This window comes from Comamonas sp. B21-038, from assembly GCF_022387135.1.
Lineage (GTDB): Bacteria > Pseudomonadota > Gammaproteobacteria > Burkholderiales > Burkholderiaceae_C > Comamonas > Comamonas sediminis.
In genome coordinates, this window is record NZ_CP092462.1 from 175,416 (window position 1) to 201,242 (window position 25,827).

Below are 25,827 nucleotides of genomic sequence, written 5' to 3' on the forward strand. Positions count from 1 at the left end.
GCGTGTGGTCATATCCGCGCCTGACTGTTTCCCCCGTTTTTGACCCAAGGAGTCCCCCATGAAATCCCGCGCCGCTGTTGCCTTCAAAGCCGGAGAGCCTTTGCAGATTGTCGAGATCGACGTCGCGCCACCCCAGAAGGGCGAAGTGCTGGTCAAGATCACCCACACGGGCGTGTGCCACACGGATGCCTTCACCTTGAGCGGTGATGACCCGGAAGGCATCTTCCCGGCGGTGCTGGGCCATGAAGGCGCCGGCATTGTGGTGGAAGTGGGCGAGGGCGTCACCAGCGTCCAGCCGGGCGACCATGTGATCCCGCTGTACACGGCCGAGTGCGGCGAATGCCTGTTCTGCAAGAGCGGCAAAACCAACCTCTGCGTGGCGGTGCGTGCCACCCAGGGCAAGGGTGTGATGCCCGACGGCACCACGCGCTTCAGCTACAACGGCGAGCCGATCTACCACTACATGGGCTGCTCCACCTTCTCCGAATACACCGTGGTGGCCGCCGTGTCGCTGGCCAAGGTCAACCCCGATGCCAACCCCGAACAGGTCTGCCTGCTGGGCTGCGGCGTGACCACCGGCCTGGGTGCCGTCAAGAACACCGCCAAGGTGCAAGAGGGCGATACCGTGGCCGTGTTCGGTCTGGGCGGCATCGGCCTGGCGGTGATCCAGGGCGCGCAGCTGGCCAAGGCCGGCCGCATCATTGCCGTCGATACCAACCCCGGCAAGTTCGAGCTGGCCAAGACCTTTGGCGCGACCGACTGCATCAACCCCAAGGACTTCGACAAGCCGATCCAGCAGGTGATCGTCGAGATGACCGGCTGGGGCGTGGACCACAGCTTTGAATGCATCGGCAGCACCCAGGTGATGCGTGCAGCGCTGGAATGCGCGCACCGTGGCTGGGGCCAGAGCGTGATCATCGGCGTCGCAGGCGCGGGCCAGGAGATCTCCACCCGTCCTTTCCAGCTGGTGACCGGCCGCAAATGGCTGGGCACCGCCTTTGGCGGCGTCAAGGGCCGCAGCGAGCTGCCCGGCATGGTGGAAGACGCGATGGCCGGCAAGATCCAGCTCGAACCGTTTGTCACCCACACCATGGGTCTGGCCAAGATCAACGAGGCTTTCGACCTGATGCATGAAGGCAAGTCGATCCGCTCGGTGGTCAATTACGCCAGCTAAGCATCGCTGAAGGCCGCTGGTCCGTGATGGCCAGCGTCGGCTGCCAGCACGGGACGCAATAGTCCTGCACGCCACTGGCAGCGGTGCCAGGGGCGACAATGCGAGGCTTGTTGTCCCTGCGGGCCGGCCCGCACCATTGAAATCCATGTCTTTTACCTCTCTCGGCCTTGCCCCGTCGCTGGCCCACGCTGCCCAGGCCCATGGCCTGATTGCACCCACGGCCATCCAGACCCAAGCCATTCCGGCCATTCTGGACGGGCGTGACCTGCTGGGCTGCGCGCCGACCGGCTCTGGCAAGACGGCGGCCTATGTGCTGCCCTTGATGCAGGCCTGGATGCTCAGCGATGCAGCAGGCCAGGCGGGCCGCCATGAGACGAAGGCCTTGATCCTGGTGCCTACCCGCGAGCTGGCCACCCAGGTGGCCGAGTTGGTCTACTTTGTCGGCGAGGCGCTGGGCCGCCGCCCCAAGGTGGCCGTGCTCACCGGCGGCGTGTCCATCAACCCCCAGCTGCTGGCCTTGCGCGGCGGTGTGGATCTGGTGATTGCCACGCCCGGGCGCTTGCTCGATGTGGTGGCGCATAGCAAGCTGCGGCTGGACACCATCAGCACCCTGGTGCTGGACGAGGCCGACCGGCTGATGGACCTGGGCTTTGCCGAAGAACTGCAAAGCGTGCTGGCCCTGGTGCCGCCGCGCGAGCAGCGCCAGACCCTGCTGCTGTCGGCCACCTTTGCCCCAGCGGTGCAGGCGCTGGTGCCCACCTTGCTGCGTGCCACGCATGAGAAGGTGGAGATCGCCTCAACCCACCTGCAGGATGCCACCATCGTGCAGGAGGCCTACTACCTCGATGCCGCCAAGCGCACCGCCTGGCTGCGCGAGCTGGTGACCCAGTACGCCGGCCAGCGCATGCTGGTGTTTGTGGCCAGCCGCTACAGTGCCGAGCATGTGGCCAACAAGCTCTATGACAAGGGCATCAGCGCCACCGCCTTCCATGGCGAGCTGAGCCAGGGCGCACGCCAGCAGGTGCTGCAGGAGTTCCGCAGCAGCCAGTGGCAGGTGCTGGTGACCACCGATCTGGCCGCGCGCGGCATCCATGTCGAGGCACTGCCCCTGGTCATCAACTACGACCTGCCGCGCTCGCCCACTGATTACACCCACCGCATCGGCCGTACCGGCCGGGCCGGTATCTCGGGCCTGGCCATCAGCCTGGTGACCCCCGCCAGCCTGGCGCACTGGAAGCTGATTGCCAAGCGCAATGGGCTCGATGTGGCGCTGCAGACCCTGGACCAGTACCCGGTCACCGAAGCCGTGCCCGCGCATGCGCCCTCTGAAGATGCCGGCAATGGCGGCATCAAGGGCAAGCGCATGAGCAAGAAAGACAAGCTGCGTGCAGCGGCCGCCCAGGCCGCATCCCCGCAAGCCCCTACCGAAGGAAATTCCGATGTCTGATGCCCAAGCCAGCCTCAAGCTGCAGGCGGCCCATGCCTGCTTTGGCGGCGCCCAGCGTTTTTATGAGCATTTCTCCAGCCAGATCGGCCTGGCGATGAAGTTCTCGGTGTTTCTGCCGCCCAAGGCGGTGGAGGGCGAGAAAGTGCCGGCGCTGCTGTACCTGGCGGGCCTGACCTGTACCGAAGAGACTTTCATGACCAAGGCCGGCGCGCAGCGCCTGGCGGCTTCGCTGAACGTGGCCCTGGTCACCTGCGACACCAGCCCGCGCGGCGCGGGCCTGCCTGGCGAAGCGCAGAGCTGGGATTTTGGCGTGGGTGCCGGTTTCTACCTGGATGCCACGGCCAAGCCCTGGGCACTGCACTGGCGCATGGAAAGCTACATCGTCGACGACCTGCTGCCACTGCTGGGTGCCAAACTGCCAATCGACCTGCAGCGCCTGGGCATCTTTGGCCACAGCATGGGCGGCCATGGCGCGCTGACCCTGGCGCTGCGCCATCCCGGCGTGTTCAAGTCGGTCTCGGCCTTTGCGCCGATTGCCAACCCCATTAACTGCCCTTGGGGCCAGAAAGCCTTTGCTGGCTATCTGGGCGCCAACCAGGCCGAATGGGCGCAGCACGATGCCACCGCCTTGATGGCCGCGCAAAAGCAGCCGCCTTACCCGGCCGGCATCCTCATCGACCAGGGCCTGGCCGACAAGTTCCTGCTCGAAAAGCAGCTGCTGCCCGAAGCCTTTGAAGCTGCCTGTGCGCAGATCGGCCAGCCTTTGACGTTGCGCCGCCATGGCGGTTATGACCACGGCTATTACTTCATCCAGAGCTTTATCGACGAGCACCTGCGCTTTCATGTGAGCCAGCTGTAGACAGAAGCCGATACGCGGATTTCTGCCAGGCGCTGCCGCCCACCCCGGGCTGGGGCGCCTGTTTTATTTGCGCGCCTCGGTCAGCATGCGCAGTGCCAGGCCCGCGAGCACGGTGCCCATCAACCAGCGCTGCACCTGCACCCAGCGGGGGCGGCTGGCCAGAAACCCGGCGATCGAGCCGGCCAGCATCGCGATGGCGGCATTCACGCTGATGCTGACCACGATCTGCGTGAAACCCAGCACCATCGACTGGGAAAAAACGCTGCCATGCGCCGGATCGATGAACTGCGGCAGCAGCGACAGGTACATCACCGCGATCTTGGGGTTGAGCAGGTTGGTCAGAAAACCCATCGCAAACAGCTTGCGCGGGCTGTCCTGCGGCAACTGGCGCAGCTCGAAGGGCGCGCGTCCGCCGGGCTTGACCGCCTGCCAGGCCAGGTACAGCAGGTACAACGCGCCGCCAATGCGCAGTGCATCGTAGGCGTAGGGAATGGCCATCACCAGCGCGGTGATGCCCAGCGACGCGCACAGCATGTAGAAGACAAAGCCCAACGCCACACCGCCCAGCGAGATCAAGCCTGCGCTGCGCCCCTGGCATATCGAGCGGGAGATCAGATAGACCATGTTGGGCCCGGGGGTCAGGACCATGCCCAGGGAAATGAGGCCAAAGGCGAGCCAGTTGTGGAGTTCAGGCATGGGGCGGGCGCAAATCGCAGTGCAAGAGGGTGGCGGGAGAGGAGGCGCCGACTGCGCATCAAGTGCTGCGTGGCGCTCCCACATCATAGACGCGCAGAGCGCGGTCGCCTATCTCCAGCGCAGGCCATGCAGCGCGCCAGGCCTGGATATGGCTGGACGCAAAATGCGCATCCAGCGCAGCCTGGTCGCTCCACAGCTCTTTGACGTGGATCAGCCCGGGCTCCAGTACATCCTGGGCATAGCCATATTCCAGGCAGCCTGCCTCGGCGCGTGAGGCTTCCACCATCGCCCGCATGGCGGGCAGCGCGCGTTCCAGGTTGGCGGCGGGCAGGCGAACGGTACCAACGATCAACAGCATGGCTTCTCCTATCAGCGGGCCATTTTAGGGTCAGCGCATCCAGCCAGGCACCTTGGTTTCCAGCAGCTGGGGCACCATGTCGGCGCTGGTCCACACCACCGCCAGCTGCTCCCACTGCGCCGCCCAGCGCTGGGCATCGTCGCGGCCCAGGCCAATGACCAGAAAGCCCGGTTCAGCCGGCCAGCCATTGGCGGGGTGCTGGGCGACCGCAGGCAGCGCGGCCAAGCCGGCGGCGCCCAGCGCGCGGCCCAACTGGGCATGGCGTTCGATATTTTCGTCCTTGTCCAGCAGCTCACCCATGGGGTTGAAGGCGGTGATGAAGCAGCTGCAATCGGTCTGGTGCTGCCGGTACAGTGCGCCGAGCGCCGCCTGGGCCTGGCCCACCTGCAGCAGGAACGGAGCCTGGATCAGCACGTGGTACCGGGTTTCTTCAAAGGCCTTGCGCAGTTCGGGCGAGAGGGTGGTCATAAATGAGGGGACGCCAGTGTTGTAAATCATTCACTCGCGGTATAGAAGGCCGTGAAATGTAGATGCCCTGGTCTCTGTATGGCGACCAGGGCAGCCATCGTAGCGGCTTGCTGACGTCCGACTAGGCCGGCGGAGTTTTCCCCATAAGCGACACGAAATTCGTGTGATCGGAGACAATACGCGATTCGCCCGCACTCTGATGCTTGTAAAAATCAAGTCAAGTGCTCTTACTTTGTCTTTCTCTTTGGTTGAGACACATGAAAAAACGTTCTTTCGTTGCCACCCTGGCGCTGACTGCCTTGCTCACCGCTTGCGGCAAGAATGATGCGCCCAAGCCTGCGGCTGAAGCACCCGCGCCTGCGCCTGTTGCTGCAGCGGTGACCAAGCTGGTGGTCGGTCTGGACGACAACTTCCCGCCGATGGGTTTCCGTGACGAGAAGAACGAAATCGTGGGTTTTGACATCGACATGGCCCGCGAAGCGGCCAAGCGCGCTGGCATCGAAGTGGAATTCAAGCCAATCGACTGGAACGCCAAGGAAGCCGAGCTGCTGGGCAAGCGCGTCGACGCCCTGTGGAATGGCCTGACCATTCTGGAAGAGCGCAAGGAAAAGATCCTCTTCACCGACCCCTACATGGTCAACAAGCAGATCATCATCGTGAAGGCGGGCTCGCCGATCAAGACCAAGGCCGACATGGCTGGCAAGATCGTGGGCGCCCAGGAAGGCTCCAGCGCCGTGACCGCGATGGAAAAGGACAAGGAACTGTCCTCCCAATTCAAGGAAACCAAGCTGTTTGGCGACAACATCGCTGCACTGATGGATGTGGAAGCCGGCCGCCTGGATGTCGTGGTGGTGGACGAAGTGGTCGGCCGCTACCTGGTCTCCAAGAAGCCTGACAACTACGTGGTGCTGGCCGACGACTTTGGCACCGAGGACTATGGTGTGGGCTTCCGCAAGGACGACGAAGCCACGCGCAACAAGATCAACGACGTGCTGGCTGAGATGAAGAAGGACGGCAAGGCCGAAGAAATCGCCAAGAAGTGGTTTGGCGCCGACGTGATCAAGCACTGATCTGCAGGTGACTTCGCACCGGGCCGGCACAGCGTGCCGGTCTTGTGCTTTTGGGCACGGCCCATGGCCGCCGCAGCGCTGGGCGCTGCCCGGCGGCCAGAACGGATTTTTATGACAGGAGTGCCAGACCGGGAGCGCCAACGCGTTCCAAGGCACTCGTGCCTGTGGCAACCAGGCCCGCGGAGCCGGTGCCACCCTGAAGGCCATCGATGGATTATGTAATTTCAATGCTGGGGCCGCTGTCAAACGGCGCCCTGGTGACTCTCAAGCTGTTCTTCATCACCCTGGCGCTGTCGGTGCCGCTGGGTCTGGCCTTGGCGTTGGCGCGCATCTCGCGCTTCAAGGCGCTGGCGCGCTTTGTCGAGGCCTATATCTGGCTGATGCGCGGCACACCGCTGATGCTGCAGCTGCTGTTCATCTACTTCGCGCTGCCCTTTGTGCCGGTGATCGGCGTGCGCCTGCCGGACTTCCCGTCGGCCGTCGTGGCATTCGCGCTCAACTACGCAGCCTATTTTGCGGAGATTTTCCGCGCCGGTATCCAGAGCGTGGACCGGGGCCAGTATGAAGGCGCCAAGGTGCTGGGCCTGTCCTACAGCCAGACCATGCGCCGCATTGTGCTGCCCCAGATGGTGCGCACCATCCTGCCGCCGGTCAGCAACGAGACCATCACGCTGGTCAAGGACACGTCGCTGATCTATGTGCTCGCTCTCAACGACCTGCTGCGCGCCGCGCGCGGCATTGTGCAGCGCGACTTCACCACCACGCCCTTTGTGGTGGCGGCCGCCTTCTACCTGCTGATGACGCTGGTGTTGACCTGGGGCTTCAACCGCCTGGAAAAGCGCTATGCCAGATATGACGCCTAAACAGTGCGTAACGATGAATCGGCACGAAGCAGTAGCAGCGAACAGCGCAGGAGAATGGCAATGACAGGCAATGACATGGGCACCCCGGTAATGGTGCAGGCGCGCGACATCCGCAAGGCCTTCAATGGCAATGAGGTGCTCAAGGGTGTCTCGCTGGATATCCACAAGGGTGAGGTGATGGCGGTGATCGGGCCATCGGGCTCGGGCAAGAGCACCTTTTTGCGCTGCTTGAACCACCTTGAAGTGATCGATTCGGGCGCGGTGGTGGTCGAGGGCCAGACCCTCGTCAGCACCGATGCGCAAGGCCATGCCCAGTACGCACCGGAGGCCCAGATGCGGGCGATTCTGCGCCGCATGGGCATGGTGTTCCAGGGCTTCAACCTGTTCCCGCATCTGTCGGTGATTGACAACATCACCGAGGCACCGATGGTCGTCAAGGGCCTGACGCGCGAGCAGATCATGCCCAAGGCCCAGGAGCTGCTGCGCAAGGTGGGCCTGCTGGAGAAGGCCGATGCGTATCCGGCGCGCCTGTCGGGCGGCCAAAAGCAGCGCGTGGCCATTGCCCGGGCGCTGGCGATGGAGCCCGACATCATGCTGTTTGACGAGCCCACCTCGGCGCTCGATCCGGAGCTGACGGGCGAAGTGCTGCGCACGATGCGCCAGCTGGCCGAGGAGCACATGACCATGCTGGTCGTCACGCACGAAATGGGCTTTGCCCGTGAGGTGGCCCAAACCGTTGTTTTCATGGACCAGGGCGCGCTGATCGAGGCCAAGCCGGCGCGGGCATTTTTCGAAGACTGCAGCCATCCGCGCATTCGTTCCTTTCTGGACAATATGCTCTAATTACGGGCGCTTCTCACCGTTGTTGACGCTGCAGGCAAGCCGCGTCAACGCCTTCTGTGCGATGCTGAAGGCTGGCTTGATGGCACAGGCCGCAACAATAGCCTGCGGCCTTGCGGGGCTTAGGCAGTCCGGGTTACGATCGGACGATTTAAATACATTCATGAATGTTTGTTACAAGCCGTAAGCTGCTCTCCTGCGCTGCGGCAACTGACTACAGAAAAGAGCCCTGCCCCCTCTTATGATGACGATGCCGGATGTTGCCGGCTTTTCTATGCAATCTTCTGCCTCACCACCTCTTGTCGAACTGCGCAATGTCACCTTTGGCTATGGTGACCGCACCATCCTGCGCGATGTGTCGCTGACCATCCCGCGTGGCAAGGTGACGGCGCTGATGGGGGCGTCCGGCGGTGGCAAGACCACGGTGCTGCGGCTGATCGGCGGCCAGGCCCGTGCGCAGGCCGGTCAGGTGCTGCTCGATGGCCAGGATGTGGGCGCGATGAGCCAGGCGCAGCTGTACGCCGCGCGGCGCCGCATGGGCATGCTGTTCCAGTTTGGCGCGCTGTTCACCGATATGACGGTGTTCGAGAACGTGGCCTTTCCGCTGCGCGAGCACACCGATCTGTCCGACGGGCTGGTGCGCGACATCGTGCTGATGAAGCTGCAGGCCGTGGGCCTGCGCGGTGCACGTGATCTGATGCCTTCGCAGATTTCCGGGGGCATGGCGCGGCGCGTGGCACTGGCCCGCGCGATGGCGCTGGACCCCGAATTCATCATGTACGACGAGCCTTTCGCCGGTCTGGACCCGATTTCGCTGGGTACATCGGCCCAGCTGATCCGCGAACTCAACGATGCATTGGGCCTCACCAGCATCATCGTCTCGCACGATCTGGAAGAGACGTTCAAGCTGGCCGACCAAGTCATTATTCTCGGCCCCGGCGTGGTGGCGGCGCAGGGCACGCCCGATGAGGTGCGTGCCAGCAGCGATCCGCTGGTGCACCAGTTTGTCCATGCGCTGCCGCAGGGCCCCGTGCCTTTCCATGTGCAGGGCCCCAGTCTGGATGCGGATTTTGGCGTGGATGCACTGAAAGGAGGCCGCTGATGCGTTGGTGGCACCCTGCTGATATTGGTTTTGCGCTGCGTTCCAAGGCGGCCGCAGTGGGCCAGGCCACACGCTTGCTGCTGCGCCTGCTGGCCGGGCTGGGCTATGTGCTCAAGCGCCCCGGTCTGCTGCGCGACCAGATCCATTTTCTGGGCAACTACTCGCTGGCCATCATTGGCGTGTCGGGCTTGTTTGTCGGCTTTGTGCTGGGTCTGCAGGGCTACTACATCCTGCAGCGCTACGGCTCAGCCGAGGCGGTGGGCATGATGGTGGCCCTGACCCTGCTGCGCGAGCTGGGCCCGGTGGTGACGGCGCTGCTGTTTGCCGGGCGGGCCGGCACCGCATTGACAGCCGAGATCGGCCTGATGAAGGCGGGCGAGCAGCTGTCTGCGATGGAGATGATGGCCGTCGATCCGGTCGAACGCATTCTGGCACCCCGCTTTTGGGCGGGCCTGATTGCGATGCCATTGCTGGCTGCGGTGTTCAGCGCCATCGGCATCATGGGGGGCTGGATCGTCGGCGTGCTGCTGCTCGGCATTGATGGTGGCGCCTTCTGGGGCCAGATGCAAAGCGGCGTCGATGTATTCAAGGATCTGGGCAATGGCGTGATCAAGAGCGTGGTGTTCGGCATCACGGTGACCTTTGTCGCCTTGCTCCAGGGCTTTGTCGCCAAGCCCACCCCTGAAGGTGTCTCGCGTGCCACCACGCGCACCGTGGTGATGGCCTCGTTGTCGGTGCTGGCGCTGGATTTCATGCTCACCGCGATGATGTTCAGCATCTGACGCCTACCTATCGATAGAAAAGAGAAACGGATTCGCATATGCAGCCCTCCAAAACCGATATCTGGGTTGGCCTGTTTGTCATGCTGGGCGCTGCCGCGCTGGTGTTCCTGGCGCTGCGCGCAGGCAACCTGCTGACCTTGGATTTCAACAAAGGCTATGAAGTGACCGCCCGCTTTGACAATATTGGCGGTCTCAAACCCCAGGCCGCAGTGCGCAGCGCCGGGGTCAAGGTGGGACGCGTCAAGAGCATTGGCTTCAACGACCAGACCTTTCAGGCCGATGTCCATATCGAGCTGACCAATGGCTATGCCTTCCCCAAGGACAGCTCCTTCAAGATCCTGACCAGTGGACTGCTGGGCGATCAGTATGTGGGGGTGGAGGCCGGCTTCGACGAAAAGCCCTTGGTCAGTGGTGATACCGTCACCAATACACAATCGGCTATCGTGCTGGAAAATCTGATCGGCCAGTTCCTCTATGGCAAGGCATCGGAGAGTTCCGCTCCCAAACCTACCGAATAACACAAGCAAAAAAGAGAACGATGATGCGTTATCCAACCAAGCAACCCCATGCACGTGCCCGCAGCTGGCTGCTGGCCTCCTCCCTGGGTCTGGCGGCGGTGCTGAGCGGCTGTGCCAGCGGGCCCGGCGCCAACCCGCGCGACCCGCTGGAGCCCTACAACCGCGCGATGTTCAGCTTCAACGATGCGGTCGACAGTGCGGTGCTCGAGCCCGTGGCCACCGGCTACCGCGATGTGACGCCGACCGTCGTGCGTACCGCCGTGACGAACTTCTTCGCCAACCTGGGTGATCTGTGGTCGGCGGTGAACAATGCATTGCAGCTCAAGGGTGAAGGTACCTACAACAGCGTGGTGCGCTTTACGACCAACACCGTGTTCGGTCTGGGCGGTCTGATCGATATCGCCAGCGAGATGGACATCGAACGCCACAAGCAGGACTTTGGCCTGACGATGGCCCGCTATGGCATGCCTGCAGGCGCTTATATCGTCTGGCCATTGCTCGGCCCCTCGACCATCCGCGATTCAGCGGGCATGGTGGTGGACTGGCAGGGCAACGTGGTCAGCTCGATCAACGATGTGCCGGTGCGCAACTCGCTGACCGGTCTGCGCATCGTCAATACCCGCGCCAATCTGCTGGGCACGACCTCGCTGGTGCAGTCCGCTGCGCTGGACAAGTACAGCTTTACCCGTGATGCCTATCTGCAGTTGCGTGAAAACGCGACCCGTTCGGGTGACGAGGAGGACGAAACCCAGTGGATGAACGAATCGGCTGCTGAACCTGCTGCTCAAGGCAACGGGAAGTAAGCGAAACGTTATAAAGCCTTACAACAAACAGGATGGTGCATGCAACTGCGTGCCGTCCCCAGTATCTAAAAACGCTCAGGTCTGCAGCGCAGACGCGGGTAGAAAAGGACACATTATGATGAATCGTCGAGCATGGGGGCAGTATTGCGCTGCCTGGGCGCTGGTAGCCGGCATGGCTTCGGCCCCTTTGGTGGCAAGCGCCGCAGACATGGCACCGGACGCAATGATCAAGCAGCTCTCGGACGAGGTGCTCAACACCTTGAAGACCGACCAGGCGATCCGCAGTGGCGATGTCTCGAAGATCACCTCGTATGTCGACAGCGTCGTGATGCCGAATGTGGACTTTCGCCGCATGATGGCGTCGGCCGTGGGCCCCAAGTGGCGTACCGCGACGGCCGCGCAGCAGCAGCAACTGCAGGATGAATTCAAGAAGCTGATGGTCAACACCTATGCCGGTGCGCTGCACCAGGTGAGCGACCAGACCATCAGCGTCAAACCCGTGCGCATGCAGGCCGGTGACAAGGAGGTGGTGGTGCGCTCGGAGATCCTGGGCCGTGGCGACCCGATCCAGCTGGACTACCGCCTGCAGAAAACCCCTGGCCAGGGCATGGGCTGGAAGATCTACAACCTGAACGTGATGGGTATCTGGATGGTGGAAACCTACCGCAACCAGTTCCAGGAAGAGCTCAACAAGCCCGGAGGCAGTCCTCAGACCTTGATCGACTCCATCGCCGCCCGCAACAAGGCCAATGCGGGCAAAAAATAAGCGATGGCCGTGCTCAGCCTCCCGTCGACCCTGACCCATGACCAGGCCCAGGCCTGCCTGCAGCAGTTGCAGGCAAGCCTGGCACAGCTGCCCGCAGGCGCTGCGGTGCAGATCGACGCCAGTGGGTTGGCGGTGTTCGACTCATCGGCGCTGGCCGTGCTGCTGGGCTGCCGCCGCGCGGCAATGGCGGCGGGCCGGCCCTTGCAGATGCTCGGTCTGTCCGCGCCGGTACTGTCGCTCGCGCGCCTCTATGGCGTCGATGGCCTGCTGCAAACCGCCGGCTGATCACTGAATCCCCAGGACAGCGCCATCTGGCCGCTGCGCCTACAATGGCCGACTCATGTCCGCCATCGCATTCCAATCCGTCTCCAAGGTCTACCAGACCGCCAAGGGGCCCTTCCAGGCATTGAACAACGTCAGCCTCGATATCGAGGAAGGGGAGTTCTTTGGCCTGCTCGGCCCCAACGGCGCGGGCAAGACCACCATGATCAGTATTCTGGCCGGCCTGGCCCGCGCCAGCAGTGGCTCGGTCAAGGTGCTGGGCAGCGACGTGCGCGAGGACTATGCGAATGCGCGGCGCAAGCTCGGTATCGTGCCGCAGGAGCTGGTCTTCGATCCCTTTTTCAATGTGCGCGAGTCGCTGCGCATCCAATCGGGCTATTTCGGTGTGAAGAACAACGATGCCTGGATCGACGAGCTGCTCGAAAGCCTGGGGCTGGCCGACAAGGCCACCGCCAATATGCGCCAGCTCTCGGGTGGCATGAAGCGCCGCGTGCTGGTGGCCCAGGCGCTGGTGCACAAGCCGCCGATCATCGTGCTCGATGAACCCACGGCTGGCGTCGATGTGGAACTGCGCCAGACCTTGTGGCAGTTCGTCAGCAAGCTCAACAAGCAGGGCCACACGGTGCTGCTCACCACCCACTACCTGGAAGAGGCCGAGGCGCTGTGCAACCGCATTGCGATGCTGCGCTCGGGCCATGTGGTGGCACTGTCGACGATGGCCGAGCTGCTGCAGGGCAGCTCCTCGAACGTGCTGCAGTTCAAGACCGATGGCCTGCTGCCGGCGGACCTGGCAACCCAGGCGCGCATCACCGGCCGCATTGTGCAACTGCCCGCCAGCAGCGCCGCGGACGTGGAGCGCATCCTTGCGCAACTGCGCACTGCCGGCGTGGTGGTGGAAGACCTGGAGATCCGCCGCGCGGATCTGGAGGATGTGTTCTTGCAAGTGATGGCGCGCGATGCCGTGGTGGACCATGCCACGACGCAGCTGGGTGCGGGAGTGGCACGATGAGCGGCTGGCAAACCCTGTTTTACAAAGAAGTGCTGCGTTTTTGGAAGGTGAGCTTCCAGACCGTAGCCGCGCCGGTGCTGACCGCCGTGCTCTATCTGCTGATTTTTGGCCATGTGCTGCAAGGCCGGGTGACGGTGTTCGGCGATGTCAGCTACACCGCCTTCCTGGTGCCGGGCCTGGTGATGATGAGCCTGCTGCAGAACGCCTTTGCCAACAGCTCGTCGAGCCTGGTGCAAAGCAAGATCATGGGCAGCCTGGTGTTTGTGCTGCTGACGCCGCTGTCGCACTGGGGCTGGTTCTTCGCGTTTGTCGGTGCCTCCATCGTGCGCGGTCTGGCCGTGGGCCTGGGCGTCTATGTGATCACCTTGTTCTTTGCGCCGCCGCATTTTGCGTCGCTGCCCTGGGTGCTGATGTTTGCGGTGCTGGGTGCCGGGCTGATGGGCACCCTGGGCCTGCTCGCCGGCCTGTGGGCGGACAAGTTTGACCAGATGGCGGCATTCCAGAATTTCGTGATCGTGCCGATGACCTTTCTGTCGGGCGTGTTCTATTCGATCCAGTCGCTGCCCCCGTTCTGGCAAAAGGTCAGCCACCTGAACCCGTTCTTCTACATGATCGACGGCTTCCGCTACGGCTTTTTTGGCCAGAGCGATACCTCCCCCTGGCTGAGTCTGGGTATTGTGGCCGTCGCCTGGCTGCTGGTGAGTGCGCTGGCCGTGCAGCTGCTGCGCACCGGCTACAAGATCCGCAACTGATGACTACCTGCTGCAGCCCGCGTGGCTGCAGCCGCCTGGCCAGCGTCCCGCCCCACGGCGCGGCTGGCAGGCATTTAGAACCGAACAAGTGAGAGCATGCAATGACTGCTGAGGACCTCAAAGACATCATCACCGCCGGCCTGGCCTGCGAGCATATCGCGCTCGAAGGCGATGGCCGCCACTGGTTTGCGACGATCGTGTCGCCTGCCTTCGAGGGCAAGCGCCTGATCCAGCGCCACCAGCTGGTCTATGCCACGCTGGGCCAGAAGATGCATACCGATGAAGTGCATGCGCTGTCGATGAAGACGCACACCCCTGCCGAGTGGGCTGCCCAGCAGGCCTGATTTTTCTTGTTTCAACCCAGGCTGGCCCAGCCCCATCCGGCGCGGATGCACAGGCTGCCGCTGGCGAAAGTGCCCCATGGACAACACCACCATGATCACCTTGGCCCTCTCCAAAGGCCGCATTTTTGACGAAACCCTGCCACTGCTGGCAGCCGCAGGCATCGAGGTGCTGGAAGACCCCGAAAAATCGCGCAAGCTGATTTTTGCCACCACCCAGCCCGATGTGCAGGTGGTGCTGGTGCGCGCCTCCGATGTGCCCACCTATGTGCAATACGGCGGTGCCGACCTGGGCGTGACCGGCAAGGACACCTTGCTGGAGCATGGCGGTGACGGCCTGTTCCAGCCGCTGGACCTGCAGATTGCCAAGTGCCGCGTGAGCGTGGCGGTGCGCAATGATTTTGACTATGCCCAGGCCGTCAAGCGCGGCGCGCGCCTGCGCGTGGCCACCAAGTACCCGCAGATTGCCCGCGAGTTCTTTGCGCGCAAGGGCGTGCACGTGGACCTGATCAAACTCTACGGCAGCATGGAACTGGCGCCGCTGACCGGGCTGGCCGATGCCATCGTTGACCTGGTGAGCACCGGCAATACGCTGCGCGCCAACCACCTGCAGGAAGTCGAGCACATTATCGACATCAGCTCGCACCTCGTGGTGAACCAGGCGGCGCTCAAGCTCAAGCAAAAGCGCCTGCGCCATATCATCGATGTGTTTGCAGCCGGTGTGGGCCAGAACAGCTGAGCCACGCCCACCATCCCCAGGCGGGCACCTGCCTGTTTGAAAAGTGTCTGAGTCAGAAGGTAATCACTATGGAATTCGTCGCCGCTCCCGCCCGTCTGTCAACCACCGATGCCCAGTTTGCGCATGACTTTGCGCAGCGCCTGCATTGGTCGGCAGACACGGATGCTGCCATTGAGCAGCGGGTGGCCGACATCCTGGCGGATGTACAAAAGCGCGGCGATGCCGCCGTGCTGGACTACACCGCGCGCTTTGATGGCCTGCAAGCGGACAGCATGCAGGCGCTGGAGCTGAGCAAGCAAGAGCTGCGGGCTGCATTCGACGGCTTGCCCGCCGACCAGCGCGAGGCACTCGAATCCGCCGCGCGCCGCGTGCGCAGCTACCACGAGGCCCAGAAAAAGGCCAATGGCGAGAGCTGGAGCTACCGCGACGAGGACGGCACCTTGCTGGGCCAGAAGGTCACGCCGCTGGACCGCGTGGGCATCTATGTGCCCGGTGGCAAGGCTGCCTATCCCAGCAGCGTGCTGATGAATGCCATCCCGGCCCATGTGGCCGGTGTGGAGGACATCATCATGGTGGTGCCCACGCCCCAGGGCGTGAAGAACCCGCTGGTGCTGGCCGCTGCCTATGTGGCTGGCGTACACCGCGCCTTTACCATTGGCGGTGCGCAGGCCGTGGCCGCGCTGGCCTACGGCACTGCGACCATCCCCAAGGTCGACAAGATCACCGGCCCGGGCAATGCCTATGTGGCCAGCGCCAAAAAGCGGGTGTTCGGCCTGGTCGGCATCGACATGATTGCCGGCCCCAGCGAAATCCTGGTGCTGGCCGACGGCACAACGCCACCCGACTGGGTCGCGATGGACCTGTTCTCGCAGGCCGAGCACGACGAGCTGGCGCAGTCGATTCTGCTGTGCCCGGATGCCGCCTACCTGGATGCCGTGCAGCGCGAGATCGACCGTCTGCTGCCCGAGATGCCGCGCAAGGCCATCATCGCCAAGAGTCTGTCGGACCGGGGCGCGCTGATCCTCACGCGTGACATGGAAGAGGCCTGCGCGCTGAGCAACCGCATTGCGCCCGAGCATCTGGAGGTCTCCAGCCGCGATCCGCACCAGTGGGAGCCGCTGCTCAAGCACGCGGGCGCGATCTTCCTGGGCGCCTACACCAGCGAGAGCCTGGGCGACTACTGCGCCGGCCCCAACCATGTGCTGCCCACCAGCGGCACCGCCCGTTTCTCGTCGCCACTGGGTGTCTACGATTTCCAGAAGCGCTCCAGCCTGATCGAGGTGAGCGAGGCCGGTGCCCAGGTGCTGGGCAGGACCGCCGCGGTACTGGCCTACGGCGAAGGCCTGCAAGGCCACGCGCGCGCAGCCGAGATGCGCATCAAGCGCTGAGTACCGCACGCCTGCTGCCCCGGCTCACAATGGCCGGGGCACGGGCTGATCAGCGGCGCTCGCAGGCGGCAGGTACGTAGGCGCGCCACTGCACCACCAGCTGGGTACGGCTTTGGCCCCGGGGCCAGGGAATGCTCCACGCGCCCTCATGCACGCGCATGCCTTGCAGACCGTCCAGCACTGGATACGGCCCGGTAGGCGCATCCCGATCCGCATCCTCTTCCAATTGCCAGATCCGCAGCGCGCCATGCTGCTGCAGGCGCTTGGCCGTGGCCCAGGGCGAGTGGCGCGGATCACCGGGTATCAGCACCGACGGTTGGCTCTTGGCGCCGATGGCGACCAGGCCGCCCGTCCAGGCATCGCTGGCCACGGTATCGAGCGGGCAGCTGGACAGCGCGTTCCAGGTGGCTTCGGCCTGTTGCGCCAGCGCAGCCGAGGGCCAGTCGCTGCGCACGGGGCTCCTGCGGAAGTCCGAAATCTTCCACAGGTACAACCCACAGAGCATGGAAATCACCGTGAGCCACACGATGATGCCGCGCAGCAGATAAGGGCGCATGGGCGCCAGCCAGGCGCTGGGAATCAGCGCTGCAGCCAGCACGCCGCTGAAAGGCCACATCGGCACGCCCCACATATCACGCAAACGCAAGCCCAGCGCCATGCCCAAGGTGGCCAGCAGCAAACCCGGGGCCAGCGCGATCAGGCAGAGGTAAGCCGGCTTGGCGCTGTGCCATTGCCAAGGGGCGCGCACCGCAGGCCGCAGCCTGGACCAGCGCAGCCGCAAAAAGCCAAACAGCAGCACCAGCAGCAGCGGCAGGTGGTTGAGCAACTGGGTCAGCAAAAAGCCCAGCGCGCCTGCGCGGGCGGATTCGCCATAGTGGTTGGAGGAGCGGTCCTTGGCATAGGAGAAGGGCAGCCAGTCGTTGTTGTGCAGCCAAAGCAGATGCGGTGCAAATACCAGCCCCATCACGGCCAGCGCCAGCCAGGGGCCTGGGCGGCGCAGCAGGCTGCGTGCGGGGCTCAGCACGGTAAACAGCCCCAGGCAGAGCAGCAGCAGGCCAATGGAATACTTGCTCAGCAGCCCCAGTCCCGCCATCAGGCCCAGCATCAGCCACTGCCAGCGCTTGTCGTCCTGCCAGGCGGCCAGGTAGAAGTAGCAGATGCCGGCCCAAAAGGGCATTTGCGCAATGTTGTGGTTGAACTCCAGCGCGGGCCGGGTGTAGAAGACCACGCCCATCGTCAGCACGGTGCCGATAAAGGCGCGCTCGCGCCCGACGAGGCGGCAGGCCGTGAGCCAGACCAGCCACAAGGTCAGCGCCACGCAGAGTTGGCTCAGTGCAAACGGGCCCCAGCGGCCCAGTGCCAGAAAGGACACATGCAGCGCAATGGGCGGCAGCGGCGGGTGCTTGTAGTAGCCCCATTGCCATTCACGGCCCCAGCCCAGGCTCTCGACCACATCGAGCGGAAAGCTGGGGGCCAGCAGCGGTGGAAAGAGGGTCCAGGCCAAGGCGTACAGGCAGGCACAGGCCAGCACGAGACGCAGCGTTTTCTGGTGGTCGTGCGGCTGGGATGGGGGCGAAACGGCAGGGGACATGCAGTGGAGCGAGAGAAGGCTTCACAGCGCGGAGGCTGGTCGAGAGCTATGTAAAGCCCGCTAGTGTAGCTGCAGGCTATCGGCCGCATCTCCCGTGGGGGGTGCATCGCCGCAGGTATTGGTTACTGAAAATATCAGCCGCTGCGGGCCGGCACGAGCCATTCGGCCAGACTGCGCAGCGCGGGCGCGCAGGGCTGTGCCAGCTTCAGGTCCAGCAGCGCGTCATCGCGCATCTGGCCCAGGTTGATGGCCGCCACCGGCATGCCGGCCTGTTTGGCGGCATGCACAAAGCGCAGGCCGGAATACACCATCAACGAGCTGCCCACCACCAGCAGCGCGCCGCTGGCGGCCAGATGCTCCATGGCCTCCTGCCTGCGCGCGGCCGGAACATTTTCGCCATAGAAGACGACATCCGGCTTGAGAATGCCGCCGCAGGCGGGGCAAGCCGGCACCTGGAAAGCGGCAAAGTCCACGCCGGCCAGATCGGCATCGCCATCGGGGGCGGCGCTGGCGCTCAGGTGCTGCCAATCGGGGTTGGCGGCGATCAGCTGGTGCTGGAAGTCCGCGCGCGCCAGGTGCTGGCCGCAGCCCATGCAGACCACCTGGTCCAGCCGGCCATGCAGGTCCACCACCCGCTGGCTGCCCGCGCGCTGGTGCAGCCCATCGACATTCTGGGCGATGAGCGCCTGGACATAACCGGCTTGCTCCAGCTGGGCCAGTGCCTGGTGCGCGGCATTGGGCTGGGCCTGCGAGAACACCGGCCAGCCGATCAGGCTGCGCGCCCAGTAGCGCTGGCGCGTGAGCGTATCGGCCATGAAATCCTGAAAGCGCACCGGGGCGGGGCGCTTCCAGGCGCCCTGCGCATCGCGGTAGTCGGGGATGCCGCTGCCGGTGCTGACGCCAGCGCCGGTCAGCACGGTCCAGGGGCGGTGCTGCTGCAGCAACTGCGTCAAAGCCGCCAGATCGGTCGATGCGGCGGCTTGCGGGAGGAGGTCGGTGAGAAGTGGCATGGCTCAGACCTTGATGATAGTGGCCGCAGCGCCCGATTGCTGCAGTCTGGATTAGCGACACGAAATTCGTGTTGCACGAATTTCGTGTAAAATCGGCGCCATGAAAAATCTCACCATCACTGTGGAAGACAGCGTGCTGGAATGGGCCCGGGTCGAGGCCGCGCGGCGCGGCACCAGCGTCTCGCGCATGGTAGGGGATTTTATGGCTGAGCTCCAGCAGCGCGAGGACGCCTATGAACGCGCCTATCTCGCCTGGCGCACGGACGAGCGCAGCTGGCAAGGCGGCGCCATGCCCCCGGCCGGCGCAGCAGCGGCACGCACCATCGGCGGCCGCCGCAAGACTGGGCAGGAGGGCGCATGAGCACTGTGTTTGTCGATACCTCGGTGCTGGTCGCCGCAGAGAATGTCTCGGACGCGGCGCTCTACCAGGCCACCTTGGACTGGCTGGATGTGCTGTGGAGCACCCGTACCGGCCGCACCGGCAACCAGGCGCTGAGCGAGTTCTACGACCAGGTCACGACGGCGGCCAGCCCCATGCCCCAAGGCGATGCACGTGCTGCCATCCGCCGCTACCAAAGCTGGACGCCGTGGAAGACCGATGCCGCCACGTTGGAGACCGCGTGGGCGGTGCAGGCGCGCCATGCGTTGGACTTTGGCGATTGTCTGGCGGTGGCCTGCGCCCAGCACAGTGGCTGCCAGCAGATGCTCAGCCTCTACCTGCCCCATGGCGCCGAGTTTGGCGGGGTCACCATCGTGCACCCGTTGCGGCAGGCTGCACCGGCCCAGGCCAAAGCCTGAATATTCTTGATGTGAAAGAGTGATCCGATGACGTCTCAAGACAATTCTCTGCAGGCCTTGCAACGCATCCGCGCCGATGTGCGCGCCATGCAGGCCTACCATGTGCAAGATTCCAAGGGTCTGCTGAAGATGGACACCATGGAGAACCCCTACCGTCTGCCAGATGCACTGCAGCGCAAGCTGGGCGAGCGGCTGGGCGCGCTGGAGATCAACCGCTACCCGGGCGAGCGCCTGGAGACGCTCAAGAAAATGCTGGCCGACTATGTGGGCGCGCCCACGGGCATGGCCGTGCTGCTCGGCAATGGCTCCGACGAGATCATCACGTTGCTGGCGCTGGCCACGGCCCAGCCCCATGCCGGCGGACGCGCCAAGATGCTCGCGCCGATGCCAGGTTTTGTCATGTACCCGATGTCGGCCCAACTGCAGGGGCTGGACTTTGTCGGCGTCAACCTGACGGCAGACTTTGACCTCGATGTGCCTGCGATGCAGGCCGCCATTGCTGCGCACCAGCCCGCCATCACCTATATCGCCTACCCCAACAACCCGACTGCCACCTTGTGGGATGACGACAAGGTGCAGGCTGTCATCGATGCGGTGGCTGACGTGGGCGGCCTGGTGGTGATGGACGAGGCTTACCAGCCCTTTGCCAGCCGCAGCTGGATCGACCAGATGCGCGCCGATCCTGTGCGCAACGCCCATGTGCTGCTGATGCGAACCCTGTCCAAGTTCGGCCTGGCCGGTGCGCGCCTGGGCTACCTGGTGGGGCCGGCGGTCATCGTCAACGAGATCGACAAGGTGCGCCCGCCCTACAACATCAGTGTGCTCAACTGCGAGACGGCGATTTTTGCGCTGGAAAACGAGGCGCTCTATGCCGAGCAGGCGCGCGCCATCCGGGCAGAACGCCAGCCGCTGATCGACGCGCTGCAGGCGCTCAGCGGCGTGCGCAAGGTCTGGCCGTCGGAAGCGAACATGGTTCTGATGCGCGTGGACGATGCGGGCAAGACCCAGGCGGCGATGAAGGCGCGTGGCGTACTCGTCAAGAATGTCTCGGCCATGCACCCGCTGCTGGCCCAGTGCCTGCGGCTGACCGTCGGTACCCGTGAAGAAAATGCCCGCATGCTGGCGGCGCTCAAGGAGTCTCTATGAACCATCTGGTGCCCACCCCATCGTCCGCCACGCCGCTGCACCGCACGGCCGAGGTGGCGCGCAACACCGCCGAGACCCGCATCCAGGTGCGTGTCGACCTCGACGGCACGGGCCAGGCCCGTCTGAACTCGGGCATCGGCTTTCTGGACCATATGCTCGACCAGATCGCGCGCCATGGCCTGATCGATCTGGACATCGAATGCGCAGGGGACCTGCACATCGACGGCCACCACACCGTCGAGGACATCGGCATTACGCTGGGCCAGGCCTTTGCCAAGGCGATCGGTGATAAAAAAGGCATCCGCCGCTATGGCCATGCCTATGTGCCGCTCGATGAGGCGCTGAGCCGCGTGGTGATCGATTTCTCCGGCCGCCCCGGTCTGCACATGGATGTGACATTCACCGCCGGCAGCATTGGCCAGCTCGACACGCAGCTGGTGTACGAGTTCTTCCAGGGTTTTGTGAACCATGCCGGTGTGACCTTGCACATCGACAACCTCAAGGGTTTCAACGCCCACCACCAGTGCGAGACCATCTTCAAGGCCTTTGCGCGCGCACTGCGTTTCGCATTGGAGCATGATCCCCGCATGGCCGGCGTGATACCGTCGACCAAGGGCTCGCTGTAAGCTGCCGTTGGCGGCAGTTGCTACACTCCATTCTTGCTATGACAACTTCATCCAATACCGTTGCCGTGGTGGACTACGGCATGGGCAATCTGCGCTCGGTGTCACAGGCCGTGCAGGCGGCGGCTGCGGGCTCGTCCGTGGCCGTGGTGGTGACGGCCGACCCCGACGTCGTGCGTGCTGCCACTCGCATCGTGTTGCCAGGACAGGGCGCCATGCGCGACTGCATGGCCGAGCTCAAGGCCTCCGGCCTGCAGGACAGCGTGCTGGAAGCGGCCCGCAACAAGCCGATGTTCGGCGTCTGCGTGGGCATGCAGATGCTGCTGGACCACAGTGAAGAGGGCGACACCCCGGGCCTGGGCCTGATTGCCGGCCAGGTGCGCAAGTTCCAGCTGGCGGGCCGTACCCAGGCCGATGGCAGCCGTTACAAGGTGCCGCAGATGGGCTGGAACCAGGTGCAGCAACAAGCCCATGGCGGCCAGCCGCATCCGGTCTGGCAGGGCGTGCCCGACCAGTCCTATTTCTATTTTGTCCACAGCTTTTATGCGGCCCCCGCCAGTGATGCCCAGTGCCACGGCTGGGCTGAATACGGCGAGCGCTTTGCCTGCGCCATCGGCCGCGACAACCTCTTCGCGACCCAGTTTCATCCGGAAAAAAGTGCGGACCAGGGCCTGGCGCTCTACCGCAACTTTCTGCACTGGAACCCTTAATCCTTTCACCGACAACCGCCAGCCTCACTACCATGCTGCTCATTCCTGCGATTGACCTCAAGGACGGTCACTGCGTGCGCCTCAAGCAAGGCGATATGGACCAATCCACCACCTTTGGTGAAGACCCGGTTGCGGTCGCGCGCCGCTGGTACGATGCCGGCGCGCGCCGCCTGCATCTGGTGGATCTCAATGGCGCCTTTGCCGGTCAACCGAAGAACCTGCCGGTCATCAAGGCCATCCTCAAGGAGTTCGGTGACGAGCTGCCCGTGCAGCTCGGCGGCGGTATCCGCGATCTGGACACCATCGAGAAGTACATCGATGCCGGCATGCAGTACGTGATCATCGGCACCGCTGCCGTGAAGGACCCGGGCTTCCTGCAGAACGCCTGTACGGCTTTCGCCGGCCACATCATCGTCGGCCTCGATGCCAAGGACGGCATGGTCGCGACCGACGGCTGGAGCAAGATCACCCAGCATTCGGTCATCGAGACCGCCAAGCGCTTTGAGGACTGGGGGGTGGAATCCATCATCTACACCGACATCGGCCGTGACGGCATGCTCAGCGGCATCAACATGGAAGCCACCATCAAGCTCGCCCAGTCGATCAAGATTCCGGTCATTGCCTCCGGAGGTCTGTCGGGCATGGCGGATATCGAAGCGCTGTGCAAGGCCGAACCCGAAGGGGTGGAAGGCGTCATTTGCGGCCGCGCGATCTATACCGGCGATCTGGACTTTGCAACAGCACAGGAGCGGGCTGACGAGCTCAGCGACAGCCTCTGACCAGGGGCGGGCCCCGCGTCAGCGGCGCTGTTTTGCGAGGCCACCGACAGGTGGCCTTTTTTATGGCTGTGTCAATTGAAACAGTTTGTATACTGCCTCAGTGGTTTGCTGGTGTTGGGGCTGTGGGACCTGGACTACACCCCGCTTTTAAGTCGATGTGTTGACTACAAATTTGAAGAATGTCAACAAATGCTAGTTGTTACCGGCAGCAGCTTATGTTGACCGGTAAGCGATTTACATAAGTTTGGCTTATTGGACAATGTACGCTTGGTCAGGATGCCTGCAGCTATAGGAGCCTTGGATAGCGCATTCTGCGAGACCTCTTTGAAAGCCCCCTGTGATACTCGTGACTGGCGGAGCCGGCTATGTTGGCTCTCATATCTGCATTGCGCTGGCCGAAGCCGGCATGCCGTTCTTGATTCTGGATAACTTCAGCAATGCCAGGCGTTCGGTCATTACGCGGCTGGCCAAAATCCTGGGGTTCACACCGCCGTGCATCGATGCCGATGTGCGTGATGTGACCGTGCTCGAGCAGCTGTTCGACGAGCAGCATTTCGATGCCGTCATCCACAGCGCCTTTCTCACTGCATCAGCGGATGCCGCGCGTGAGCCGCTGCGCTACTACGACAACAATGTCTCGGGCACGATCGGTCTGTTGCGCGCGATGCAGACCGCAGGGCTGCGAAACCTGATCGTCTCGTCGTCGTCGGTGGTCTACGGCGATCCAGCGCCGGTGGCTGTGCGAGAGGATGCACCGCTGTCGGTCAGCACCGCCTATGGCCAGACCGCATTGATGGTCGAGCAGGTGCTCAGCAGCCTCGATGAGGCCTCGCCCAAGCGCTGGCGCATGGCTTTGCTGCGCAGTTTCAATGCAGTGGGCTGCCATGACAGCGGCCTGATCGCCGAAGACCCGCCGCGCATGTCCTCCCATGTTGCGCCTTACCTGGCCCAGGTCGCTGCCGGCAAGCGCGATGGTCTGCGCATCTACGGCGGCGATTACCCCACACCGGATGGCACGCCCATACGCGACTATCTGCATGTGATGGACCTGGCCCGGGCCTATGTGGCGACCTTGCCGTACCTGCGCAGCCATCCGGGCCTGTCGCGCTTCAACATTGGATCGGGCCAGCCTACGTCGGTGCTGGGTCTGGTGCGCGCTTTCGAGCATGCCAATGGCCGCGCGGTACCTTTCCGCATTGGTGCACGCCGGGCAGGCGATGCGGCCCACTGCTGGGCCGATATTTCGCGCGCTCGCGCCGAGCTGGGCTGGCAGCCCCAGCTGGGGCTGGACCGCATGATGGAAGACGTCTGGCGCTGGCAGATTGGTGTAGGCCGCAGCGTGCATTGACAGGCGCTGCAGGACCAGCCTGGCCGCACCCAGCGCCAGGCTTTTTTCTTGCCCGCAGGCTGCGTCCCGGCGCTGGGCGTGTTATTGTTTTGCCCGTCTGGCGCCATCGCCACCGCTTCCATCTGCAACGAGATCCTCCATGCTTGCCAAACGCATCATTCCCTGCCTGGACGTCACTGGCGGCCGCGTCGTCAAAGGTGTCAATTTCGTCGAACTGCGCGACGCCGGCGACCCGGTGGAGATCGCAGCGCGCTACAACACGCAGGGCGCCGATGAGCTGACCTTTCTCGACATCACCGCGACCAGCGATGGGCGTGACCTGATCTTGCCGATCATCGAAGCGGTGGCCAGCCAGGTCTTCATTCCGCTGACCGTCGGCGGTGGTGTGCGCACCGTGGCCGATGTGCGGCGCCTGCTCAACGCTGGCGCCGACAAGACCAGCTTCAACTCGGCGGCCATTGCGGACCCGGCCGTCATCAATGCCGCCAGCGACCGCTACGGCTCGCAGTGCATCGTCGTGGCCATCGATGCCAAGCGCCGCCAAGGCCAGGATGTCATCGAACGCGGCGAGGGCTGGGATGTCTACAGCCATGGCGGACGCAAGAATACGGGTCTGGACGCCATCCGCTGGGCCAGTGACATGGCCGCGCGCGGTGCCGGGGAGATTTTGCTCACCAGCATGGACCGTGATGGCACCAAATCCGGTTTTGACCTGGCCTTGACCCGTGCAGTCGCCGATGCCGTCGGTGTGCCGGTGATTGCTTCCGGCGGCGTTGGCAATCTCGACCACCTGGCCGATGGCGTGCAGCAAGGCGGCGCCGATGCCGTCCTCGCGGCCAGCATCTTTCACTACGGCGAATTCACCGTGCGGCAGGCCAAGGAGCGCATGCGCGAGCGCGGTATTCCCGTGCGCCTGTAAGGCTGACAAGCCCTTTCTGCTTTCAACGCCGGTCCCCGCAGCGTTGCAATGCCCTCGGCGCGCTTGGGGAATGGCGTTCCCCAGGGTAGGTAGTTAGATCTGGCCGGGAAGGTCCGGCCGGGAAGGTCCGGCCGGGAAGGTCCGGCCGGGGAAGTCCAGCCGGCCAGCACCGGCCTCGGGGCCACACCGCCTCGGATTCGGGTGCTCGCCAGGCTCTTCGGCCCGCATCCCTGGCGTACACCGGCCCGCTAGCCATGCTTGAGAGCGGGCTCTTTTTCGGCAGACGCACTCGCCAGCAGCCCAGTAGCAGCGGAGCGCCCATCGGCCGCGCTTCGCCTTTCCACGCCCGTCCACGCTCACCAGTCAAGCGCGGCTGACAGCTGCGCCATCAGATCCTCCCGGCTTTTTCCTGCGTGCTGGGACGGCAGTGTCGGGCCAGGGCCCGGCATCTCCGCACGCCGGATCCATGCCTGCATTTTTCCGGTCCTGCGCCGTGATTGCCCCTTGCCCGCAGCGCAGGGCCGTTCGTCATTAATGATCTGCAATTCTATAAAAATGATTGATTTTCTCGATCACAAACCTTGATTTGCAATGTTTGACAATGTTTCTAAAGTTGACACACACTCATTAAACGCAAGATGCTATA

Annotated in this window: 30 protein-coding genes; 25 read left to right on the forward strand and 5 right to left on the reverse strand. The window is 63.8% G+C overall.

Annotation, left to right across the window (positions count from 1 at the left end):
• The first annotated feature begins 58 nt into the window (after positions 1–58).
• The 3 genes from MJ205_RS00760 to fghA all read left to right on the forward strand — a co-directional run bounded on the left by MJ205_RS00760 (position 59) and on the right by fghA (position 3,480).
• A complete protein-coding gene (locus MJ205_RS00760) occupies positions 59–1,174 on the forward strand; it encodes an S-(hydroxymethyl)glutathione dehydrogenase/class III alcohol dehydrogenase (protein WP_239810750.1) in 1,116 nt (371 codons plus the stop codon).
• Positions 1,175–1,319: 145 nt separating this feature from the next.
• Positions 1,320–2,621, forward strand: coding sequence for a DEAD/DEAH box helicase (locus tag MJ205_RS00765; protein WP_239810751.1), 1,302 nt, complete (start codon positions 1,320–1,322; stop codon positions 2,619–2,621).
• Positions 2,614–3,480, forward strand: coding sequence for an S-formylglutathione hydrolase (gene fghA, locus MJ205_RS00770; RefSeq protein ID WP_239810752.1), 867 nt, complete (start codon positions 2,614–2,616; stop codon positions 3,478–3,480). The genes MJ205_RS00765 and fghA overlap by 8 nt, the downstream gene beginning before the upstream one ends.
• Positions 3,481–3,543: 63 nt before the next feature.
• On the opposite strand, the gene MJ205_RS00775 is transcribed toward fghA, so the two are convergent.
• The 3 genes from MJ205_RS00775 to MJ205_RS00785 are packed head-to-tail and all read right to left on the reverse strand — an operon-like array spanning position 3,544 to position 5,002.
• Entirely contained in the window at positions 3,544–4,176 is a 633-nt protein-coding gene (locus MJ205_RS00775) for a LysE family translocator (protein WP_239810753.1), read from the reverse strand.
• 58 nt (positions 4,177–4,234) lie between these two features.
• Positions 4,235–4,534, reverse strand: coding sequence for a putative quinol monooxygenase (locus tag MJ205_RS00780; protein WP_239810754.1), 300 nt, complete (start codon positions 4,532–4,534; stop codon positions 4,235–4,237).
• A 30-nt stretch (positions 4,535–4,564) separates the two neighbouring features.
• Positions 4,565–5,002 (reverse strand): DUF3293 domain-containing protein, encoded by a 438-nt coding sequence (locus MJ205_RS00785; RefSeq protein WP_239810755.1) that lies wholly within the window; start codon positions 5,000–5,002, stop codon positions 4,565–4,567.
• Between the two features lie 257 nt (positions 5,003–5,259).
• Here MJ205_RS00785 and MJ205_RS00790 point away from each other — a divergent pair, with 257 nt between their 5' ends.
• From MJ205_RS00790 to hisD, 14 genes are all read left to right on the forward strand, one after another.
• Entirely contained in the window at positions 5,260–6,072 is an 813-nt protein-coding gene (locus MJ205_RS00790; RefSeq protein WP_239810756.1) for an amino acid ABC transporter substrate-binding protein, read from the forward strand.
• Between the two features lie 209 nt (positions 6,073–6,281).
• On the forward strand, positions 6,282–6,935 hold the full coding sequence (locus MJ205_RS00795) for an amino acid ABC transporter permease (protein ID WP_239810757.1): 654 nt from the start codon (positions 6,282–6,284) through the stop codon (positions 6,933–6,935).
• A 54-nt stretch (positions 6,936–6,989) separates the two neighbouring features.
• A complete protein-coding gene (locus MJ205_RS00800; RefSeq protein ID WP_305852709.1) occupies positions 6,990–7,778 on the forward strand; it encodes an amino acid ABC transporter ATP-binding protein in 789 nt (262 codons plus the stop codon).
• A gap of 271 nt (positions 7,779–8,049) precedes the next feature.
• The gene (locus MJ205_RS00805; protein ID WP_239810758.1) at positions 8,050–8,877 is read left to right on the forward strand and encodes an ABC transporter ATP-binding protein; all 828 of its coding nucleotides are present in this window, start codon (positions 8,050–8,052) and stop codon (positions 8,875–8,877) included.
• Entirely contained in the window at positions 8,877–9,659 is a 783-nt protein-coding gene (gene mlaE / locus MJ205_RS00810; protein WP_239810759.1) for a lipid asymmetry maintenance ABC transporter permease subunit MlaE, read from the forward strand. Before MJ205_RS00805 ends, mlaE begins: the two co-directional genes overlap by 1 nt.
• A 38-nt stretch (positions 9,660–9,697) precedes the next feature.
• Positions 9,698–10,177: an outer membrane lipid asymmetry maintenance protein MlaD gene (gene mlaD, locus MJ205_RS00815; RefSeq protein WP_239810760.1), complete on the forward strand. Its 480-nt coding sequence runs from the start codon at positions 9,698–9,700 to the stop codon at positions 10,175–10,177.
• Positions 10,178–10,197: 20 nt separating this feature from the next.
• Positions 10,198–10,980, forward strand: a complete 783-nt coding sequence (locus tag MJ205_RS00820) for an MlaA family lipoprotein (protein WP_312833738.1) — start codon at positions 10,198–10,200, stop codon at positions 10,978–10,980.
• Positions 10,981–11,095: 115 nt separating this feature from the next.
• Positions 11,096–11,746 (forward strand): MlaC/ttg2D family ABC transporter substrate-binding protein, encoded by a 651-nt coding sequence (locus MJ205_RS00825; protein ID WP_239810761.1) that lies wholly within the window; start codon positions 11,096–11,098, stop codon positions 11,744–11,746.
• Positions 11,747–11,755: 9 nt separating this feature from the next.
• The gene (locus MJ205_RS00830; protein ID WP_239810762.1) at positions 11,756–12,031 is read left to right on the forward strand and encodes an STAS domain-containing protein; all 276 of its coding nucleotides are present in this window, start codon (positions 11,756–11,758) and stop codon (positions 12,029–12,031) included.
• A 55-nt stretch (positions 12,032–12,086) separates the two neighbouring features.
• On the forward strand, positions 12,087–13,037 hold the full coding sequence (locus tag MJ205_RS00835) for an ABC transporter ATP-binding protein (RefSeq protein WP_239810763.1): 951 nt from the start codon (positions 12,087–12,089) through the stop codon (positions 13,035–13,037).
• A complete protein-coding gene (locus MJ205_RS00840; protein WP_239810764.1) occupies positions 13,034–13,789 on the forward strand; it encodes an ABC transporter permease in 756 nt (251 codons plus the stop codon). Before MJ205_RS00835 ends, MJ205_RS00840 begins: the two co-directional genes overlap by 4 nt.
• Before the next feature lie 101 nt (positions 13,790–13,890).
• Entirely contained in the window at positions 13,891–14,133 is a 243-nt protein-coding gene (locus MJ205_RS00845; protein ID WP_021026078.1) for a BolA family protein, read from the forward strand.
• A 91-nt stretch (positions 14,134–14,224) separates the two neighbouring features.
• Positions 14,225–14,869: an ATP phosphoribosyltransferase gene (gene hisG, locus MJ205_RS00850; protein ID WP_239812625.1), complete on the forward strand. Its 645-nt coding sequence runs from the start codon at positions 14,225–14,227 to the stop codon at positions 14,867–14,869.
• A gap of 68 nt (positions 14,870–14,937) precedes the next feature.
• Positions 14,938–16,257 (forward strand): histidinol dehydrogenase, encoded by a 1,320-nt coding sequence (gene hisD, locus MJ205_RS00855; RefSeq protein WP_239810765.1) that lies wholly within the window; start codon positions 14,938–14,940, stop codon positions 16,255–16,257.
• Positions 16,258–16,306: 49 nt separating this feature from the next.
• On the opposite strand, the gene MJ205_RS00860 is transcribed toward hisD, so the two are convergent.
• Complete coding sequence (locus tag MJ205_RS00860) at positions 16,307–17,848, reverse strand: glycosyltransferase family 39 protein (protein WP_239810766.1); 1,542 nt, start codon at positions 17,846–17,848, stop codon at positions 16,307–16,309.
• Positions 17,849–17,982: 134 nt separating this feature from the next.
• A complete protein-coding gene (locus MJ205_RS00865) occupies positions 17,983–18,858 on the reverse strand; it encodes an NAD-dependent protein deacetylase (RefSeq protein WP_239810767.1) in 876 nt (291 codons plus the stop codon).
• Between the two features lie 100 nt (positions 18,859–18,958).
• Between MJ205_RS00865 and MJ205_RS00870 the strand changes: the two genes are divergently transcribed.
• The 8 genes from MJ205_RS00870 (at position 18,959) to hisF (ending at position 25,181) form a co-directional block, all read left to right on the forward strand.
• Entirely contained in the window at positions 18,959–19,219 is a 261-nt protein-coding gene (locus MJ205_RS00870) for a DUF6364 family protein (protein ID WP_239810768.1), read from the forward strand.
• The gene (locus MJ205_RS00875; protein ID WP_239810769.1) at positions 19,216–19,656 is read left to right on the forward strand and encodes a PIN domain-containing protein; all 441 of its coding nucleotides are present in this window, start codon (positions 19,216–19,218) and stop codon (positions 19,654–19,656) included. The genes MJ205_RS00870 and MJ205_RS00875 overlap by 4 nt, the downstream gene beginning before the upstream one ends.
• Positions 19,657–19,683: 27 nt before the next feature.
• Entirely contained in the window at positions 19,684–20,802 is a 1,119-nt protein-coding gene (gene hisC, locus MJ205_RS00880; protein ID WP_239810770.1) for a histidinol-phosphate transaminase, read from the forward strand.
• Positions 20,799–21,428: an imidazoleglycerol-phosphate dehydratase HisB gene (gene hisB, locus MJ205_RS00885; RefSeq protein WP_239810771.1), complete on the forward strand. Its 630-nt coding sequence runs from the start codon at positions 20,799–20,801 to the stop codon at positions 21,426–21,428. Before hisC ends, hisB begins: the two co-directional genes overlap by 4 nt.
• 38 nt (positions 21,429–21,466) lie before the next feature.
• Complete coding sequence (gene hisH / locus MJ205_RS00890) at positions 21,467–22,135, forward strand: imidazole glycerol phosphate synthase subunit HisH (protein ID WP_239810772.1); 669 nt, start codon at positions 21,467–21,469, stop codon at positions 22,133–22,135.
• Between the two features lie 32 nt (positions 22,136–22,167).
• Positions 22,168–22,914, forward strand: a complete 747-nt coding sequence (gene hisA, locus MJ205_RS00895) for a 1-(5-phosphoribosyl)-5-[(5-phosphoribosylamino)methylideneamino]imidazole-4-carboxamide isomerase (RefSeq protein ID WP_239810773.1) — start codon at positions 22,168–22,170, stop codon at positions 22,912–22,914.
• A 337-nt stretch (positions 22,915–23,251) separates the two neighbouring features.
• Positions 23,252–24,262, forward strand: coding sequence for a UDP-glucose 4-epimerase GalE (gene galE, locus MJ205_RS00900; protein ID WP_239810774.1), 1,011 nt, complete (start codon positions 23,252–23,254; stop codon positions 24,260–24,262).
• A gap of 139 nt (positions 24,263–24,401) precedes the next feature.
• Positions 24,402–25,181 (forward strand): imidazole glycerol phosphate synthase subunit HisF, encoded by a 780-nt coding sequence (hisF, locus tag MJ205_RS00905; RefSeq protein WP_239810775.1) that lies wholly within the window; start codon positions 24,402–24,404, stop codon positions 25,179–25,181.
• Positions 25,182–25,827 lie beyond the last annotated feature (646 nt).